Annotated in this window: 11 protein-coding genes; 8 read left to right on the forward strand and 3 right to left on the reverse strand. The window is 40.0% G+C overall.

Going from position 1 to position 16,123, the window contains the following annotated elements; translation table 11 throughout:
• Nucleotides 1–130: 130 nt before the first annotated feature.
• Nucleotides 131–880 carry an aquaporin Z gene (aqpZ, locus tag ACKPEB_RS13495; protein ID WP_408965446.1) on the forward strand — a complete coding sequence of 250 codons (750 nt, stop codon included), beginning with the start codon at nucleotides 131–133 and terminating at the stop codon, nucleotides 878–880.
• Nucleotides 881–1,004: 124 nt separating this feature from the next.
• On the opposite strand, the gene ACKPEB_RS13500 is transcribed toward aqpZ, so the two are convergent.
• Nucleotides 1,005–2,642: a peptide chain release factor 3 gene (locus ACKPEB_RS13500; protein WP_408965447.1), complete on the reverse strand. Its 1,638-nt coding sequence runs from the start codon at nucleotides 2,640–2,642 to the stop codon at nucleotides 1,005–1,007.
• 236 nt (nucleotides 2,643–2,878) lie between these two features.
• On the opposite strand from ACKPEB_RS13500, the gene ACKPEB_RS13505 reads away from it, so the two are divergent.
• The gene (locus ACKPEB_RS13505; RefSeq protein ID WP_408965448.1) at nucleotides 2,879–5,560 is read left to right on the forward strand and encodes a PAS domain S-box protein; all 2,682 of its coding nucleotides are present in this window, start codon (nucleotides 2,879–2,881) and stop codon (nucleotides 5,558–5,560) included.
• A gap of 106 nt (nucleotides 5,561–5,666) precedes the next feature.
• On the opposite strand, the gene ACKPEB_RS13510 is transcribed toward ACKPEB_RS13505, so the two are convergent.
• Both ACKPEB_RS13510 and ACKPEB_RS13515 read right to left on the reverse strand, forming a co-directional pair.
• Complete coding sequence (locus tag ACKPEB_RS13510) at nucleotides 5,667–6,380, reverse strand: 4'-phosphopantetheinyl transferase family protein (RefSeq protein WP_408965449.1); 714 nt, start codon at nucleotides 6,378–6,380, stop codon at nucleotides 5,667–5,669.
• Nucleotides 6,381–6,557: 177 nt separating this feature from the next.
• A complete protein-coding gene (locus tag ACKPEB_RS13515) occupies nucleotides 6,558–7,493 on the reverse strand; it encodes a WD40 repeat domain-containing protein (RefSeq protein WP_408965450.1) in 936 nt (311 codons plus the stop codon).
• 161 nt (nucleotides 7,494–7,654) lie between these two features.
• Between ACKPEB_RS13515 and ACKPEB_RS13520 the strand changes: the two genes are divergently transcribed.
• The 6 genes from ACKPEB_RS13520 (at nucleotide 7,655) to hpsU (ending at nucleotide 15,879) form a co-directional block, all read left to right on the forward strand.
• The gene (locus tag ACKPEB_RS13520) at nucleotides 7,655–8,746 is read left to right on the forward strand and encodes an AI-2E family transporter (protein WP_408965451.1); all 1,092 of its coding nucleotides are present in this window, start codon (nucleotides 7,655–7,657) and stop codon (nucleotides 8,744–8,746) included.
• Between the two features lie 68 nt (nucleotides 8,747–8,814).
• On the forward strand, nucleotides 8,815–9,423 hold the full coding sequence (locus tag ACKPEB_RS13525; protein ID WP_408965452.1) for a DUF3611 family protein: 609 nt from the start codon (nucleotides 8,815–8,817) through the stop codon (nucleotides 9,421–9,423).
• A 424-nt stretch (nucleotides 9,424–9,847) separates the two neighbouring features.
• Nucleotides 9,848–13,237, forward strand: coding sequence for a PAS domain-containing protein (locus ACKPEB_RS13530; RefSeq protein ID WP_408965453.1), 3,390 nt, complete (start codon nucleotides 9,848–9,850; stop codon nucleotides 13,235–13,237).
• 48 nt (nucleotides 13,238–13,285) lie between these two features.
• Nucleotides 13,286–14,230: a glycosyltransferase gene (locus ACKPEB_RS13535; protein ID WP_408965454.1), complete on the forward strand. Its 945-nt coding sequence runs from the start codon at nucleotides 13,286–13,288 to the stop codon at nucleotides 14,228–14,230.
• Nucleotides 14,231–14,294: 64 nt separating this feature from the next.
• The gene (locus ACKPEB_RS13540) at nucleotides 14,295–15,236 is read left to right on the forward strand and encodes a glycosyltransferase family 2 protein (RefSeq protein WP_408965455.1); all 942 of its coding nucleotides are present in this window, start codon (nucleotides 14,295–14,297) and stop codon (nucleotides 15,234–15,236) included.
• Nucleotides 15,237–15,318: 82 nt separating this feature from the next.
• Nucleotides 15,319–15,879 carry a hormogonium polysaccharide biosynthesis acetyltransferase HpsU gene (hpsU, locus tag ACKPEB_RS13545; RefSeq protein WP_408965456.1) on the forward strand — a complete coding sequence of 187 codons (561 nt, stop codon included), beginning with the start codon at nucleotides 15,319–15,321 and terminating at the stop codon, nucleotides 15,877–15,879.
• The last annotated feature ends 244 nt before the right edge of the window (nucleotides 15,880–16,123 follow it).

Here is a 16,123-nt window from a genome sequence, read left to right on the forward strand (position 1 = left end):
AATGTTTGATTAATTTTTGTTGAGTTTGCTACATAGAAGACCTAGATATTTAAACCTTATGATAGGTGGCATTGACAAATATCTATTTTAAGATAGATGCTTCGCTAGGTTGTCTTTAAGAGGTTAAATCATGCCACTGACTAAGCGTTGTCTTGCAGAATTTATTGGAACATTTTGGCTCGTTTTTGGAGGATGTGGGGCTGCTGTTTTTGCGGCTGCATTTCCAGATGCCACGACTAATCCCCTGGGGATTGGATTTACTGGGGTTGCCTTTGCCTTTGGGTTAACCGTTTTAACCATGGCCTATGCCATTGGTCATATTTCCGGTTGCCATCTTAATCCGGCGGTTTCCTTCGGATTATGGGCAGGTAAACGCTTCTCTGGAGGCAAAGACTTAGCTTTGTATATTGTGGCTCAAGTGGCTGGAGCTATTGTCGCATCTTTAGTGCTGTATTTAATTGTCAGTGGAAAAGCTGGATTTGATCCAGTAGCGTTTAAAAGTGGTTCTAACCCCTTTGCAAGCAATGGATATGGCGAACATTCTCCGGGCGGTTACGGATTATTTCCCGCATTGCTGCATGAAATTGTCTTAACCTTTATGTTCTTAATGGTGATTATGGGATCAACAGATCGCCGTGCACCTCAAGGATTTGCCCCCATTGCCATTGGTTTAGGATTAACCTTAATTCACTTAATCGGAATTCCGGTTACGAATGTTTCTGTTAATCCAGCCCGGAGCACTGGCCCCGCATTATTTGTGGGGGGTTGGGCAATTCAGCAATTATGGTTATTTTGGGTGGCTCCCATTGTAGGAGGAATTGCTGCTGCTTTTACCTATAATACTTTATTTGGTGAATCAAAATCTGAACCGGATGCTTAATTGATCAAACTTGATACTGTGCCTCGTTTTGTGTCAAAAAAAGATCAATAAAAAAGTTCATTCTCGGATCGGAACAGGCAATAACCAGCAATCAATAACAGGCAAGATGCCTGTTCCACTGATCTTATTCTTCCTCTTCCGATGCAAAATTTTGAACGGAAACAACAGGAGCAATTGAACTGAGTTTTAAAGCGGGATGATCTCCTTCAGCTTGACGACAATTCCATTCATTTTTAAACAATAACACCGGACGATTCCAACTATCTTTAACAATAGCGGCATTAAAAATTCGTCCGATTTGGTTTAAAACCTCCCAACCGCCTGTCACCCAACGAGCAATACTATAAGGTAAAGGCTCTAATAACGTTTCCACCCCATATTCATTTTTAAGCCTAAATTGAACGACTTCAAATTGCAGTTGACCTACAGCCGCTAAAATCGGATCACGTTTCGATTCATCGGCGGAAAACATAATTTGTATCGCTCCTTCTTCCCGCAATTCCAAAACCCCTTTATGGAATTGTTTAAACTTAGAAGGATTAGGATTTTTCAAATAGGCAAATAATTCAGGACTGAAACAAGGAATCCCTTCATATTCTAATTTTTGACCCATATAAATCGTATCGCCAATGGCAAAAACCCCCGGATTATTTAATCCAATTACATCCCCAGGATAGGCAATTTCAATCGATTGTCGTTCTTGAGCAAATAATTTTTGCGGACGAGAAAGACGGATCACTTTTCCCGTGCGAGCATGATTAACGGTCATATCCTTTTCAAATTTTCCGGTACACACTCGCACAAAAGCCACCCGATCTCGATGCTTGGCATCCATATTAGCTTGTAGCTTAAAAACAAAGCCTGTAAATTCAGGATATTCTGGGGGCATATCTCCGGCTGTACTCAGGTGATAACCGGGTTTTAAGGCATATTCTAAGAAGGAATCTAAGAACAATTGCACCCCAAAATTCGTCATCGCACTTCCGAAGAAAACCGGGGTCATTTTGCCAGCATGAATTTGCTGTAAATCTAATTCTGAACCCAATTCTTCAAGGAGTTCTAATTCTTCTTTTAATTGATAATAAAGATCCGGCTCTAAGAAATCTTCAATGCGGGGATCACCTAAATTTAAAACCGTATCTAACGCTTCTCGACTGCCATGGGCACTGCGTTCAAATAAATGAATTTGTTTTTGACGTCGATCATACACTCCTTTAAAGCGATCGCCCATGCCAATTGGCCAATTAACCGGATAGGTTTTTAACTCTAATTCTTTCTCAATTTCATCTAGTAATTCTAAGGGTTCTCGACCCGGACGATCCATTTTATTAATAAAGGTAAAAATCGGCAAACTCCGCATTTTACAAACTTCAAACAGTTTGCGAGTTTGCGGTTCTAATCCCTTCGCCGCATCTTCTAACATTACCGCATTATCAGCCGCAGCTAAGGTACGATAGGTATCTTCACTAAAATCTTGGTGTCCGGGTGTATCTAGCAGATTAATCTGACAATTGTTATACTCAAACTGCAAAACGGTTGAGGTAATCGAAATTCCCCGTTGCTGCTCCATTGCCATCCAGTCTGAGGTTGCATGACGTTGAGCCTTCCGTACTTTAACCGCCCCTGCTTCATGAATTGCACCTCCGTAGAGGAGTAATTTTTCAGTCAGGGTGGTTTTTCCAGCATCAGGGTGAGAAATAATCGCAAAGTTGCGACGTCGTTCAACCTCCGCTTGAATTTCAGTTTGGAGTTCTGTGGTCATACTGAAGCCTAAATCGGGGAATTGTATCAAACTTACTATTATAGAGGCTAAAGCGGTTTTTTGCTCTATACAGGATCATCACCCGTTACTGTTGAGTTGATTATCAATTATTAATTCTGCTTTTTTTTGAAGCTAAATTAAATATTTTATCGTGTCTTTCTGAGTGAATAAAATTCAAAATTTTCATGAACTTGACCGGGATGATTTCACAACAATTGGTTGCAATAGTTTCAGGGATGCCTCATGGTTTTTTCTACCTGTGGCAGTCTCAATTTATAGGGGTTCATCTGGTTTCTGATGTGTTGATTGCACTGTCTTTTTTTTCGATTCCCATCGCCTTGATTTATTTTGGGCATCAACACAAAAATTTACCCGTTTCCCAGGTTTTTCTCCTATTCGTTGGGTTGTTTTTTTTCTGTGGATTAAACCATTTAATAGAGATTTTAAGTCTTTGGTATCCTTTCTATGGTTTATCAGGGGGATTCAAAGCAATGACGGCTTTAATTTCAATTTTAACCACTTTTACGGTTATTCCTTTAATGCCTAAATTGTTACAACTTCGCAGTCCTCAAGAACTGGAAGAAATTAATCAAGTTTTAAATTCGAGTCAGCAATATTATCAAACCTTAATGCAAGCTTGTCCGGTGGGTTTATTTGAAACCGATGCAACGGGACGGTGTTTATATGTAAATAAATATGGATGTCAAATTACGGGACAGAACCTATCAGATGTCTTAAATCAAGGTTGGGTTGATGGCATTTACCCGGATGATCGAGAACGATTAGTTAAAGAATGGTTAAATGCGATTCAAAATCAACAACCCTTTTCTTCAGAATATCGTTTAAATTCCCTCGATCAAAGCGGAATTTGGGTATTAGGTCAAGCGGTTCCTCTGAAAGATCCCTGGGGAAAAGTGACAGGATATATTGGTACAATTACTGATATTAATGATCGTAAACGGGTAGAAGAAGCACTGCAACAATCCCAACAAATGCTCAAACTGATTATGGATACCATTCCCCAACGAATTTTTTGGAAAGATCGTAATTCTGTGTATCAAGGATGTAATTTACAGGTGGCTTTAGATGCGGGATTTCAGTCTCCTGAAGAGTTAATCGGAAAAACAGATTATGATTTACATTGGAGGTTAGAAGAAATTGAATATTATCGAAGAATTGATCAAGAAGTGATGGCAGAAAATACGCCTCGTTATCGAATTATTGAAACATTCATAACGGCTGAGGGTCAACAATGTTGGATAGAGACTAATAAAATTCCCCTTCATGATTTAGAAGGAAATGTAGTTGGAATCTTAGGAACTTATGAAGATATTACAGAACGGAAATTAGCTGAAGAATTATTAGCAAAATCTGAAGCTCGATTTCGACAACTCGCCCAACAGGAAAAACTGATTAACCATTTAGCCAATCAAATTCGCAATTCTTTAGATTTAAAAACAATTTTAGAAACAACGGTTTTGCAAGTTTGGGAGTTGATGAAGGTTGATCGCTGTTATTTTTGTTGGTATCGTCATGAAGAAATAAGTTTGAATTCAGCTTACTCTAACTTATCTCAATCTTATTCTAGTCCGGCTTATTGGGAAATCGTCGCGGAAGCTAAAGATCCAGCAATTCCTGATCTGATTGGTCGTTATTCTTTAGAAGAAGTGGGAATTTGGTCTGAAAAATATCTGCATTTACAAATGGGACGAATTGATCATATTGATCATCTTCCTGATTCTCAAAGTCAATCATTTTTACTAAAGTTTGGTTTATTATCTGTACTGTCTCTTCCCATCCAAACTCAAATGGGAGAAATTGGTGTTTTAATTTGTGGAAATCATTATGAACCTCGGTGTTGGACTGATTCTGAAGTTGAATTATTACAGGCGGTAACGGCGCAAGTGGCGATCGCAATTAATCAAGCTCAACTTTATAACCAAACCCGTGAAGCCGCAGCGTTAGCCAAAGCTCAAACCTTAGAATTAGAAACAACCTTAAAGAAATTACAACAAACTCAAGCCCATTTAATTCAAACGGAAAAGATGTCTTCTTTAGGTCAATTAGTCGCAGGTGTCGCCCATGAAATTAATAATCCGATTAATTTTATTTATGGAAATGTTAATTATGCGACCCAATATATGGAGGATTTATTAACTTTAGTTGAACGGTATCAACAAGCTTATTCTGAACCCAACCCAGAGATTCAACAGGCGATTGAAACCATTGACTTAGAATTTTTGAGACAGGATTTACCTAAACTTTTAAATTCGATGAAAGCTGGGGCGAGTCGAATTCAACAAATTGTTTTATCTTTGCGTAATTTTTCTCGGTTAGATGAATCATCTGTTAAAAAAGTTAATTTACATGAAGGTTTAGATAATACATTATTAATTTTGCAAAATCGCTTATCCGAAGCAGGCGGACAAGAAAAGATTCAGATCATTAAACACTATGGAAATTTACCCTTAGTGGAATGCTATGCTGGTCAAATCAATCAAGTATTTATGAATTTAATAACCAACGCCATTGATGCAGTTTATGAGCGAAAATTAGCTCAATATGAAGATCTTTTTTATGCCTATTCTGAGGAGGAAATAACGGTCAATCCCTTCCATTCTTGGCAACCTCAAATTACGATTACAACAGCAGTGATTCAAAATGAACAGGTGATGATCCGTATTTCTGATAATGGTGTTGGAATGACTGAAGCCATTCAAAATAAATTATTTGATCCCTTCTTTACAACCAAACCTGTTGGAAAAGGAACAGGTTTAGGCTTAGCCATTAGCTATCAAATTATTGTAGAAAGACATCACGGTCAGTTAAAGTGTGTGTCTAAAGTTAAAGAAGGATCAGAATTTATTATTGAGATTCCGATTCAACAACAGAAAAAGTTGACTTTGTTTCCTAAGTAATCCCTTCATATCATTGTTCAATGGAGCAGTCAAATTCTATGCTTTGTAACCGAATGATTTACCCTTTTTCATACAATATTGTCATGATGAATCCGAGACTCAACAATTATTCCTCAATCCATTGCCAATTTTTAAACTCATAATGAATCCCCTCAATAGCTAAGGTAGCTACATAATTCTCTGCGGTTTTAATCGTTTGTAACCTCCAATTTTGAGAAATATTTAAAATTTGTGGAGATGAACCTAGAGGCGTTTGAATTTCAATATCCTGTAACCCGACTAAACCTTCTCCGGTTGCTTTTAAATACGCTTCTTTGCACGTCCAGAGGCGAAAAAATGCTAACTTTTGCTGGTCTAAAGGTAAAGCATTTAACCATTGATATTCAGAATGACAGAAAAACCGTTGGGCTAAAGAGAGAACTTCAATTTCACGAATAAATTCAATATCAACTCCTAGATTTTTTTCCAAGGCGATCGCATAAATGGCTTTTCCATGAGCATGAGACAAATTAAAATGCAGGGGTAACGGATTAAAATCTAAACTGGGTTTTCCTTTAGAACTATACTTAAATTTAATTTGTTCGGGTCGAAGGTTTAAATAGTGGCTAAGAATTTTTCTTAAGGTTCCCCGTGCAATGATAAAAGCTTGTTGATCTTTTTCAAATTTAAAGCGTTCTGCCCGTTTTTGTTCATCAGAGGAAAGAAGAGTTTGATAAAATTGTAAGGATTGAGGCGATCGCTTCAAGTTGGTGTGCCAAACATGAACCGTCTGGGATGATAACTGAAAATTAGCTTCAGGGGTCAATTCATGATGCTCCATTGCTAGTATTTCGACTCCTTAAATGGGTTAACGGTTATTCAAAATTAAGGTTTAAAATGCTTCTCCCCTATCCTTGTAAAAGAGGGAGAGGGGAGGGGTGAAACGCTGTTTAGGAAGATATTGGTCAGATCCCCAGATCAAGGTTGATCTTTAAACAGCAGCACTCAAACCTTGTTTTCAACTCGCAAGTCGCCATATTTTAATGGTTTGATCCCTACTTCCACTAATCATTAAAGGTTCGGAAGGACTGTAAGCCACTGTCTCAACAGAATCTTGATGAGCGATCAAAATATCAATGGGTTCTAATAATGTTCCAACTTGTAAACTTGAGCTAATTTGCCACAGCCGCAATGTTTGATCCTGACTTCCACTGACTAAAATTTGACTGTCAGGAGAAAAAGCCAAGGATTTGACCGCACCGGAATGACCCACTAATGTTGCTAATTCCTGACCAATTTCCAGCCACCAAAGTTTAATCGTTTGATCTTCACTTCCACTGGCTAAAGTTAAACCATCGGGACTAAAAGCCACTGACCAAATCGGAAACGAATGACCAACCAACAAAGCATCAGAATGTTGGCCATCTAAACTCCATAATCCTACGGTTCCGTCGCCACTTCCACTGGCTAAAAACAAACTATCAGGACTAAAAGCTAAAGACCAAATGGGAAAAGAATGTGCTTTCAACACCTGAAGCCGTTGATCACAAGTTAAATCCCAAAACCCAATCACCCCATCAAAACTTCCCGCAGCCAGAAGTTTACCATTGGGGCTAAAAGCTAGGGAACAAATCGGTACCGATAACCCCAAGTCCAACACCCGGCTTTGATGGCTGAGAACATCCCAAAGTTGAATATTTTTGTCAGATTCAACCGCCAGCATGGGAGAATTTGGACTGAAGGCTAAGGCATAGCCGGGATATTCTCGTCCAAGGTTATGGGCGAGTATGATGGGTTCAGAGAGAGTTTCTAGGTTGGACAGTTGCAAGGTCGTATCATCACTGCGACTCGCCAGAAATTTACCATCGCAACTGATGGCAACGACTCTGACGGCATCAGAATGAATTGTTCTGGTCTCACAACATTCCCAATTCAAACGTTGAGGCTGTAGCATATTGGCTATAATTGTCGTTTCTAACCTTTCCTGAGAAAAAAGGTCTAAAATCTTCCTTCTTGGATGGGTTTACTATTTAAGTTTAGCCTTTTCCATATCTCCGGCTAAAGCACGGGGGCTTTGTGCCTTATTCTTGAGGGTTTGAAACAGGAGTTAACATTTTGAAACTGGTAGATTGGATCGGCTTCCTTTGTTTAATTATTGCCCTGATTATTTTATGGCAGTTTCGACAGATTTTACTGCTTTTATTTACCTCCGTTGTTCTGTCGATTGCTATGAATAGTTTAGTGCGTCAAATCCAACGTTTGGGTTTGCAACGAGGGTGGGCAGTTCTTCTCGCCTTAAGCTTAATTGCTATCTTTGGAGTCGTGTTAGTCAGTGTAGTTTTGCCACCCTTTTTAGACCAGTTTCAAGAACTTCTCAAACTCCTTCCAGTCGGGTATGACAAATTTCGGTTTTGGGTTAACCAACTGATTGAAAATCCCCCCAGTTGGTCTCCTAAATTAGATGTTGAAGTTCCAAATATTACTCAAATTGCCCAACAATTTGGGCCACTTGCTCAACAACTTTTGGGTAATTTCTTTGCATTTTTCTCCAATTCCATTACCAACGTTTTACAATTTCTCTTAGTCTTAATCTTTGCTTTGATGTTCTTGGCAGAACCCCGTTCCTATCGTCAAGGATTCGTGCGTTTATTTCCCTCCTTTTATCGACATCGGGCTGATATTATTTTATCAAAATGTGAAACGACCTTATTGCAATGGATGGGGGGTATTGTGATTACCTCCACCTTTGTTGCGGTTTTGAGTGCGGTTGGCTTACTAATTTTAGGAGTTCCCTTTGTTTTTGCCCATGCTTTGTTAGCGGGGGTGTTTAACTTTGTTCCCAACATTGGGCCGACTGCTAGTGTGATTTTTCCGGTTTCTGTTGCTTTATTAGAAGCTCCTTGGAAAGCCTTAGCTGTTATCATTTTATACATTATTATTCAAAACTTAGAAAGCTATTGGTTTAGTCCCTTGATCATGCAAAAACAGGTTAATCTTTTACCTGCAATTACCTTAACAGCCCAACTCTTTTTTGCAAGCTTTTTCGGGGTTTTAGGTTTGGTTTTAGCCTTACCTTTAACGGTGATTAGTAAAACCTGGATTGAAGAATTATTACTGAATGATTTATTCGATCAATGGGGAAGAGAAAGCTCGGTAGCACAGGTGAAAGTTGAGAAAGAGGAGAAGGAAGGATCAGATCATGAATAGAATAGTAATACAGTCCTAGAGTTAGATGTACCAGTTAACCGTTAACTTATTAATTGAGGAGAATTAAGATGGTTGATCCCTATACAAATTATGAATCAGCGTCTCCAAGTATTCATGAAATTGCTCAGGATTTTCGGCGTTTAGGTTGGATTGGATTTTGGATACAATCCGTATTGGCAGTCATTCCTATATTTTTGTTAATTTTTGTTCTATTTTTAAGACCTGCTTCTCCTTCTAATAATCAAATTTCTGCCGTCGGTCTGGTTTTGGGATATGGATGTTTATTTGCGTTGATTTTCACAATGTATTGGTGTCACCGATATACTCAAATTGGTCATCAATTAGAAGACCCTCAGCAACGACCTGCTAAAGCCGAGGTAATTCAGGCTCTGTGGTTAGGAATTGTGGTTAATCTAATTGGGATGGCTTGTGTGATTTTAGTCGGGTTTTCAATTGTTGGAAGTTTACTGTATAGAGTCTTAACTTTACCTCCAGGCGGCTCAAAAATTCTAAGTCCAGTTCCAGGGACAACTGTTTTAAATGCAGGTTCTATTATTACCCCATTTAATTTGATTGCCATGCAAGCTATGGTTAATGCTATGGCAGCCGAATTAGCAGGAATAACCGTCAGTTTATGGTTATTAAGTCGAGTTAGTTCTCATCAATCGAAATCATAATTCTAACGCCGTTTGAATCACTTCTGCAATGATTCATGGTCAATTATTTCTCAATACTCAATGGTGAGCACTGCTTTGATAACATCGTGATCCCCACCTTCAACTTCCGAACGGAACCTTCTCTGGTTATACTCCCAATTCTGACCCAGATTCAATCTATCTTTTGAGAGAACCTAAGATCAAATTAGACCTTTAAGCTAATTCAAAATTAGAAGGCAATTTTCAACAATTTCTATCCTAGGAGAGACGAAAAATAGGGGCAATTAATTTTATTTTTCTTTCTATAGGGGGATGTTCAATCGGTGAACCCTCAAATCTAATCTATGTTTCATTTTATTTCCTAACCTGTTATGACTTTAATTCCCTCTACTTTCTTGACCGATTATTGCTTTCCCAAAACATACCGTTTTGCAACGAACTTAGAATGACACCATCTTTGAGCCAACCGAATGCTAACCCTGAATATTGTTCCTCAGCCTCTGACCTAGAGGATGTCTTATTGAGTAGTGGGGAAATCGGGGCTTTGATTTCGACCTACAATTGGTCACAAAACCCCCTAGGAACAATGGAAACCTGGTCGGGAAGCCTCTGTACAGCCATTAGAATGTTGTTAAAGTCCGATGCTCCCATGTTGTTAATCTGGGGACAGGACTGGATTCAAATTTATAATCCTGCTTACAGTTGTTTATTGAAACCTCACCAGCATCCCAGAACCTTGGGACAATCGGCACGGGTTTATCGGTCGATGCTTTGGGATAAACTGAGTGTAACGATTCAACAAGTGTGGCAAACGGGTCAACCTCAATGGCATCCGTCACTGTCACTGTTAAAACAGACCCAGAATTCTGATTGGGAAAAATCAGATTTTACCGTTTTTTATAGTCCAGTTTGGACTGAAATGGGGGACATGGGGGGTGTGTTGATCACGATGATGGAGACTTCACCATCGGTTGTTTCCCCGTCTCCCCAAGGAAAAACCGACGTCACAGAACCGTTAACCCCGAAAATTTGGCAACGTCAAAAACGCCAGAAAAAAACCATTGGTATGACGGCTATGACCCCAAAACTCACGGAAACTCAACCTGTGACAGTGGATGTCATGAAGATTCTCGATCAAATTACGGATGGGTTTATGATCCTCGATCACCAGGGACACTGCCTCTACTTCAATCCTGCAACAACCCAAATTCTCAACCTTTCCCCTTCAAGTTTAAAAGGCCAAATCCTCTGGGAAATTCTACCGTTTCTGGCACCTCCTTTACAACAGGTGAAAACCCAATCCCAAACTCTCGCCTGGGAAACCTTCTATGATTCAAAACAAATTTGGTTAGAATTTAAAGCTTATCCGGGTTCAGAAGGATTCACGCTTTATTTTCAAGAGATTACCCAACGCAAACAACAACTTTCGGAAGCAAAATGGCGTTTAACGGAAGAACGCTTACGAGTCGCTTTGAAAAATTCTCCCGTTACCGTTTTTAGTCAAGACCCAGATTTACGTTATACCTGGATTTACAATTGTCCTCAACAAAAATATCCCCCCGATCAAGCCATTATTGGATTATTAGAAACCGATTTATTGAATACTAAAGATGCTGAAAAATTAACTCAAATTAAAAGTCAGGTTTTAAATACTGGAATTGGAACCCGTGAGGAAGTTTGGGTCAATCAGCAAGGACAAAGTTTCTGTTTTGATTTAACTGTAGAACCCTTGTTCAATGAACGGGAGCAAGTGGTGGGTGTGACCTGCGCCGCTGTTAATATTACCGAACGTAAACAGATTGAACTCGCGTTATATCGCAGTGAAACGTTATTACAAGCGTTGTTATCCAGTTCTCCGGTTGGACTTGCCTTCCTCGATCATGATTTACGTTATCTGCACGCCAACGAAGCTTTAGCCATGATTCAGGGTGTTCCCTTAAGTCAGTTAATTGGGCAATCTTTAGCGACGGTTTTACCGGAATGGGCGAATCAAATGACACCTTTATTACGCCAGGTGATTGAAACTCAAAAACCCATCTTAAATCAACCTCTGAATCTGGAAATCCCCAGCTTAAAAAGCTATCAATATAGTTTAGTCAGTTATTATCCCGTCGGTTTACCCAATGGTGACGTTTTAGGCGTGGGGATGACCGTGATGGATTTAACCGCCCGCAAACGGGCAGAACAGTCGGAACAAGTTTTAGCAGAGGCGAGTTCAGTCTTAGTCAGTTCATTAAATTCTCGGACGACTTTAATGAACTTAGCCCAATTATTGGTTCCCACCATTGCGGATTGTTGTTTCTTTGATGTGGCTGGAAGTGATGGCAGTTTACGACGCTTAGCCGTTTATCATCGAGATTCTAGCAAACATCAACAACTGAGTCAGCGTCAAAATTGGACTCTGATGCTGAATTCTCATCATCCCATTGCTCAAGTTTTAAGCCAGGGTCAGTCTGTATTATTGCCCCAGGTTGATTCGGATTGGATCAAAACCATCACAACGGTTCCTGAACAAGTTGATTTTCTCCATACCGTCGCCCCGACTTCTTGGATATCCGTTCCGTTAATCGCAAGAGATCGCAAATTAGGGGCGGTGACATTTTGTTTAACAGCCCAATCCCATCGTCATTATAGCGATGCTGATTTAACCTTTGCTGAAGAATTAGCTGATCGGGCGGCTTTAGCTTTAGATAATATTCAACTCTATCAACAAGCTCAAGATGCGAATCGCATTAAAGATGAATTTCTGGCGGTTTTGTCCCATGAATTGCGATCGCCCTTAAATCCGATTTTAGGCTGGACAAAGTTACTGCGTTCACGAACCTTTGATCCCTCCACCACCAACCGAGCATTAGATACCATTGAACGCAATGCCAAATTACAAGCTCAACTGATTGAGGATTTATTAGATATTTCCCGAATTTTACGGGGGAAAATGGCGTTAAATGTTGCTACGGTTTCTGTCCCTGAAACTATCGAAGCTGCCTTAGAGACGGTACGATTAGCCGCAGAAGCGAAAAATATTACCCTAAAAACAGTATTTTCTCCCCAGATTGGTTTAGTCTGGGGAGACGGAGGACGATTACAACAAGTGATCTGGAATCTGCTCTCTAATGCGGTGAAATTCACACCGGAAGGCGGATGGATACAAGTGCGTTTACAGCAAGTTGATCATCAAGTCGAAATCCAAGTTGAAGATAATGGCCGAGGAATTAATCGCCATTTTTTACCCTTAGTTTTTGATTGTTTTCGTCAGGAAGATAGCAGCACCACTCGTCAATTTGGCGGTTTGGGTTTAGGATTAGCCATTGTCCGTCATTTGTGTGAACTTCATGGCGGAACGGTCAGCGTCGAAAGTCCAGGGGAAGGATTCGGGACGACCTTTACGGTGCGTCTCCCGGTGATGGAAAATGGTTGTGAATGCTGTGCTACGGTTGAGGAGACACCAGCAACGGTTAATTTAGAGGGAATGCGAATTTTAGTGGTAGATGATGATGAGGATATGCGAGACTTAATTCAAGTCATCTTAGAACCTCTAGGAGCTAAACTCTTAACAACATCTTCTGCCAGGGAAGCTCTACAAGTTTGGGAGGATTTTCAACCTCTGATGCTGATTTGTGATATCGGAATGCCCGGTATGGATGGTTATATGTTAATGCACAAGATTCGCCAACGTCCTTTAGAAGTTGGGGGACAAATTCCGGCGATCGCATTAACCGCATACGCCGGAGAATTTAATCAACGTCGGGCGTTAGCGGCAGGATTTCAGCAGTATCTTTCTAAACCGATTGAACCAGAACATTTAGTCAAAGCCATCTCCCAATTGTTAACTTAGTTGATGGTTGGCGGTTGACGGTTGACTGTCAAGTATGGAGTCTTAGGGATGTCACAACCGCTTATTTCTGCAATTATTTGTACCTACAATCGAGAACAATATTTAGGGTTAGCGATTGATAGTTTGCTGCAACAGGATTTCGCTGAGTTTGAAGTGATTGTGGTTGATAATGCTTCCACCGATGGAACTCGCCAAGTCGTTGAAGCTCGTCTTCCCCATGCCAAATTGCGATATATTTATGAACCGATTACAGGTTTATCGGTGGCCCGGAATACGGGGGCAAAAATTGCTCAAAGTTCGATTCTTGCTTATTTAGATGACGATGCGATTGCCACACCTCAATGGTTAAGGGTGTTATATTCAGCTTATGAAAATCATCCGAAACTCGCTATTGCTGGGGGCAAAGTGACTTTGATTTGGCCGGAAGGAATCACTTCTCCCCCCTGGTTATCTGATAATTTAGCCGGAAATTTGGGTGCATATAATTTAGGGGAGCAGTGGGTAGACATTAACAATTCAGGTTTGACGCCGAGAGGATTAAATTACTCGATTCGTCGCAGCTTTTTAGAAAAAATTGGCGGTTTTGATATTAATTTAGGTCGGGTGGGAAAACGATTATTATCCAATGAAGAATTGCAGATGACTGAACTCGCACTCCAAGAAGGTTGGCAAGTTGCCTATATTCCTGAAGCGTTGGTCGCCCATCATGTTGCACCGGAACGGGTGAACCGATCTTGGTTTATGGAACGAGGATGGTGGCAAGGAATTAGCGAATGTTATCGCGAACAATTAGCGGGACAAGATGGAATTGTCCAACTCGGACGCGGAGGAGAACGCATTCTGCGAGGATTGTACAAAAGTATTAAATATTTTGGGAATCCTGCCTTACGATTTGATAATTTCGTGTATGCTTACGGTCAAATTGGCTATCTCATTGCTGCCATTTCCGGTTTAGTTGGTTCTACCTCTCCACGAGGGAATCACCCGCAATAACTGCAATTGGGAATGGTGAATTTATACCTCGTAGAAATCCTTTGATTTATTGTTAAGTTTAACCATGACTTCTAACTTATCTAAACTTCCTGTTTCTGTGTTAATTCCGGCTCGAAATGAACAAGCCAATTTACCTGCTTGTTTAGCGAGTGTTGCTAGAGCCGATGAGATTTTTGTTGTTGATTCCCAAAGTAGCGATCGCAGTGTCGAAATTGCTGAAAGTTATGGAGCCAAAGTGGTTCAATTCTATTTTAAAGGCGGATGGCCGAAGAAAAAAAATTGGTCGTTAGAAAATTTACCCTTTAGAAATGAATGGGTTTTAATTGTTGATTGTGATGAACGAATTACGTCTGAATCTTGGGATGAAATTGCTGAAGTGATTAAAAACCCAGAATACACGGGATATTATATTAATCGTCGGGTGTTCTTTTTAGGCACTTGGATTCGTCACGGAGGCAAATATCCTGACTGGAACTTGCGTTTATTTAAACATAAATTGGGACGCTATGAAAACTTAAAAACGGAAGATGTTCCCAATACGGGAGATAATGAAGTTCACGAGCACGTTGTCATATCATCGGGGAAAGTGGGATATCTTAAAGAGGATATGCTTCATGAAGATTTCCGAGATTTATTCCACTGGATTGAACGCCATAACCGTTATTCTAATTGGGAAGCAAGAGTTTATTATAATCTTTTAACGGGTGCTGATGATAGTAAAACCATTGGGGCGAGTCTGTTTGGTGATTCAGTTAAACGCAAACGATTTTTAAAGAAAATTTGGGTCAGATTACCGTTTAAACCTTTGTTGCGATTTATTTTATTCTATTTTATCCAATTGGGATTTTTAGATGGAAAAGCGGGATATATCTATGGTCGCCTTTTAAGCCAATATGAATATCAAATTGGGGTTAAATTATTTGAATTGCGTAAGTTTGGCGGACAATTAAATGTTACCCCTAAACCCAATCAATCCCCAGTTGAACCTTCTGTGACTCCCAATTAATTTGATCCGTAGGGGTGGGGTATCCCCACCCAAACTCATTGATTTAAACCAATGACTGCACTAACTTTTGGGGATTGGAAGAATGGAAAAAATAACGTTTGTAGACTTAAGGAAATATGACCAGTCGGATTTTGATCGAGGAAAACCCGGTTGGTTTGTGTTATTTTGGTGGTTGGTTCAAGGAGTGATATTTCCCTTAACGTTACATCCTTTGAATGGAATTCGCTGTCAAATTTTACGGTTATTTGGCGCTAAAATTGGTCAAGGAGTGATTATTCGTCCAACAGCGCGATTTACCTATCCTTGGAAAGTCACTATTGGAGATTACAGTTGGATTGGAGATGATGTTGTTTTTTATAGTTTAGATCAAATTACAGTTGGTGAACATTGCGTTATCTCTCAAAAAACTTATTTATGTACCGGAACTCATGATATTAAAACACCGGACTTTAAATTAGAAACGGCTCCGATTATTCTTGAAGATGGAGCTTGGGTTGCTACGGATTGCTTTGTTGGCCCTGGAGTTAAAATTGGAACTAATGCAGTGATTGGGGCTCGCAGCAGTGTCTTTAAAAGTATGCCTTCTGACCAAGTTTGTATGGGTTCTCCCTGCCGTCCCTGTTATTCAAGACCGATGAGTTAATCTTTTTCTGCATTAACTTTACAGGGGGGGGTCGGAGGCAGAGCCTCCGACGGGGATTCCAATACAGCGTATTGGAACAAGGGAATAAAGGAATTATAAATGCAAATTGCGATTTATGCAAGCCATCTTGGAGGAATTCAGTTTCGTTTCGTTTCTGAATCGCGTTCTAAGGCAAATTGGATTAATTGATGGACTAATTCAGCAAAGGGAACACCTGTCGCCGCCCAAAGTTGAGGATACATAC

Origin of the sequence: Planktothrix sp. (assembly GCF_046067725.1) — a bacterium.
In the GTDB taxonomy this organism is placed as follows: domain Bacteria; phylum Cyanobacteriota; class Cyanobacteriia; order Cyanobacteriales; family Microcoleaceae; genus Planktothrix.

Excerpts from the sequence above, each read along its gene's own strand:
- hpsU (WP_408965456.1), top strand. The coding sequence starts at position 15,319 with ATGGAAAAAATAACGTTTGTAGACTTAAGGAAATATGACCAGTCGGAT.
- ACKPEB_RS13510 (WP_408965449.1), bottom strand. The coding sequence starts at position 6,380 with ATGGAGCATCATGAATTGACCCCTGAAGCTAATTTTCAGTTATCATCC.
- ACKPEB_RS13530 (WP_408965453.1), top strand. The coding sequence starts at position 9,848 with ATGACACCATCTTTGAGCCAACCGAATGCTAACCCTGAATATTGTTCC.
- ACKPEB_RS13540 (WP_408965455.1), top strand. The coding sequence starts at position 14,295 with ATGACTTCTAACTTATCTAAACTTCCTGTTTCTGTGTTAATTCCGGCT.
- ACKPEB_RS13525 (WP_408965452.1), top strand. The coding sequence starts at position 8,815 with ATGGTTGATCCCTATACAAATTATGAATCAGCGTCTCCAAGTATTCAT.
- ACKPEB_RS13535 (WP_408965454.1), top strand. The coding sequence starts at position 13,286 with ATGTCACAACCGCTTATTTCTGCAATTATTTGTACCTACAATCGAGAA.
- ACKPEB_RS13515 (WP_408965450.1), bottom strand. The coding sequence starts at position 7,493 with ATGCTACAGCCTCAACGTTTGAATTGGGAATGTTGTGAGACCAGAACA.
- ACKPEB_RS13500 (WP_408965447.1), bottom strand. The coding sequence starts at position 2,642 with ATGACCACAGAACTCCAAACTGAAATTCAAGCGGAGGTTGAACGACGT.
- aqpZ (WP_408965446.1), top strand. The coding sequence starts at position 131 with ATGCCACTGACTAAGCGTTGTCTTGCAGAATTTATTGGAACATTTTGG.
- ACKPEB_RS13505 (WP_408965448.1), top strand. The coding sequence starts at position 2,879 with ATGCCTCATGGTTTTTTCTACCTGTGGCAGTCTCAATTTATAGGGGTT.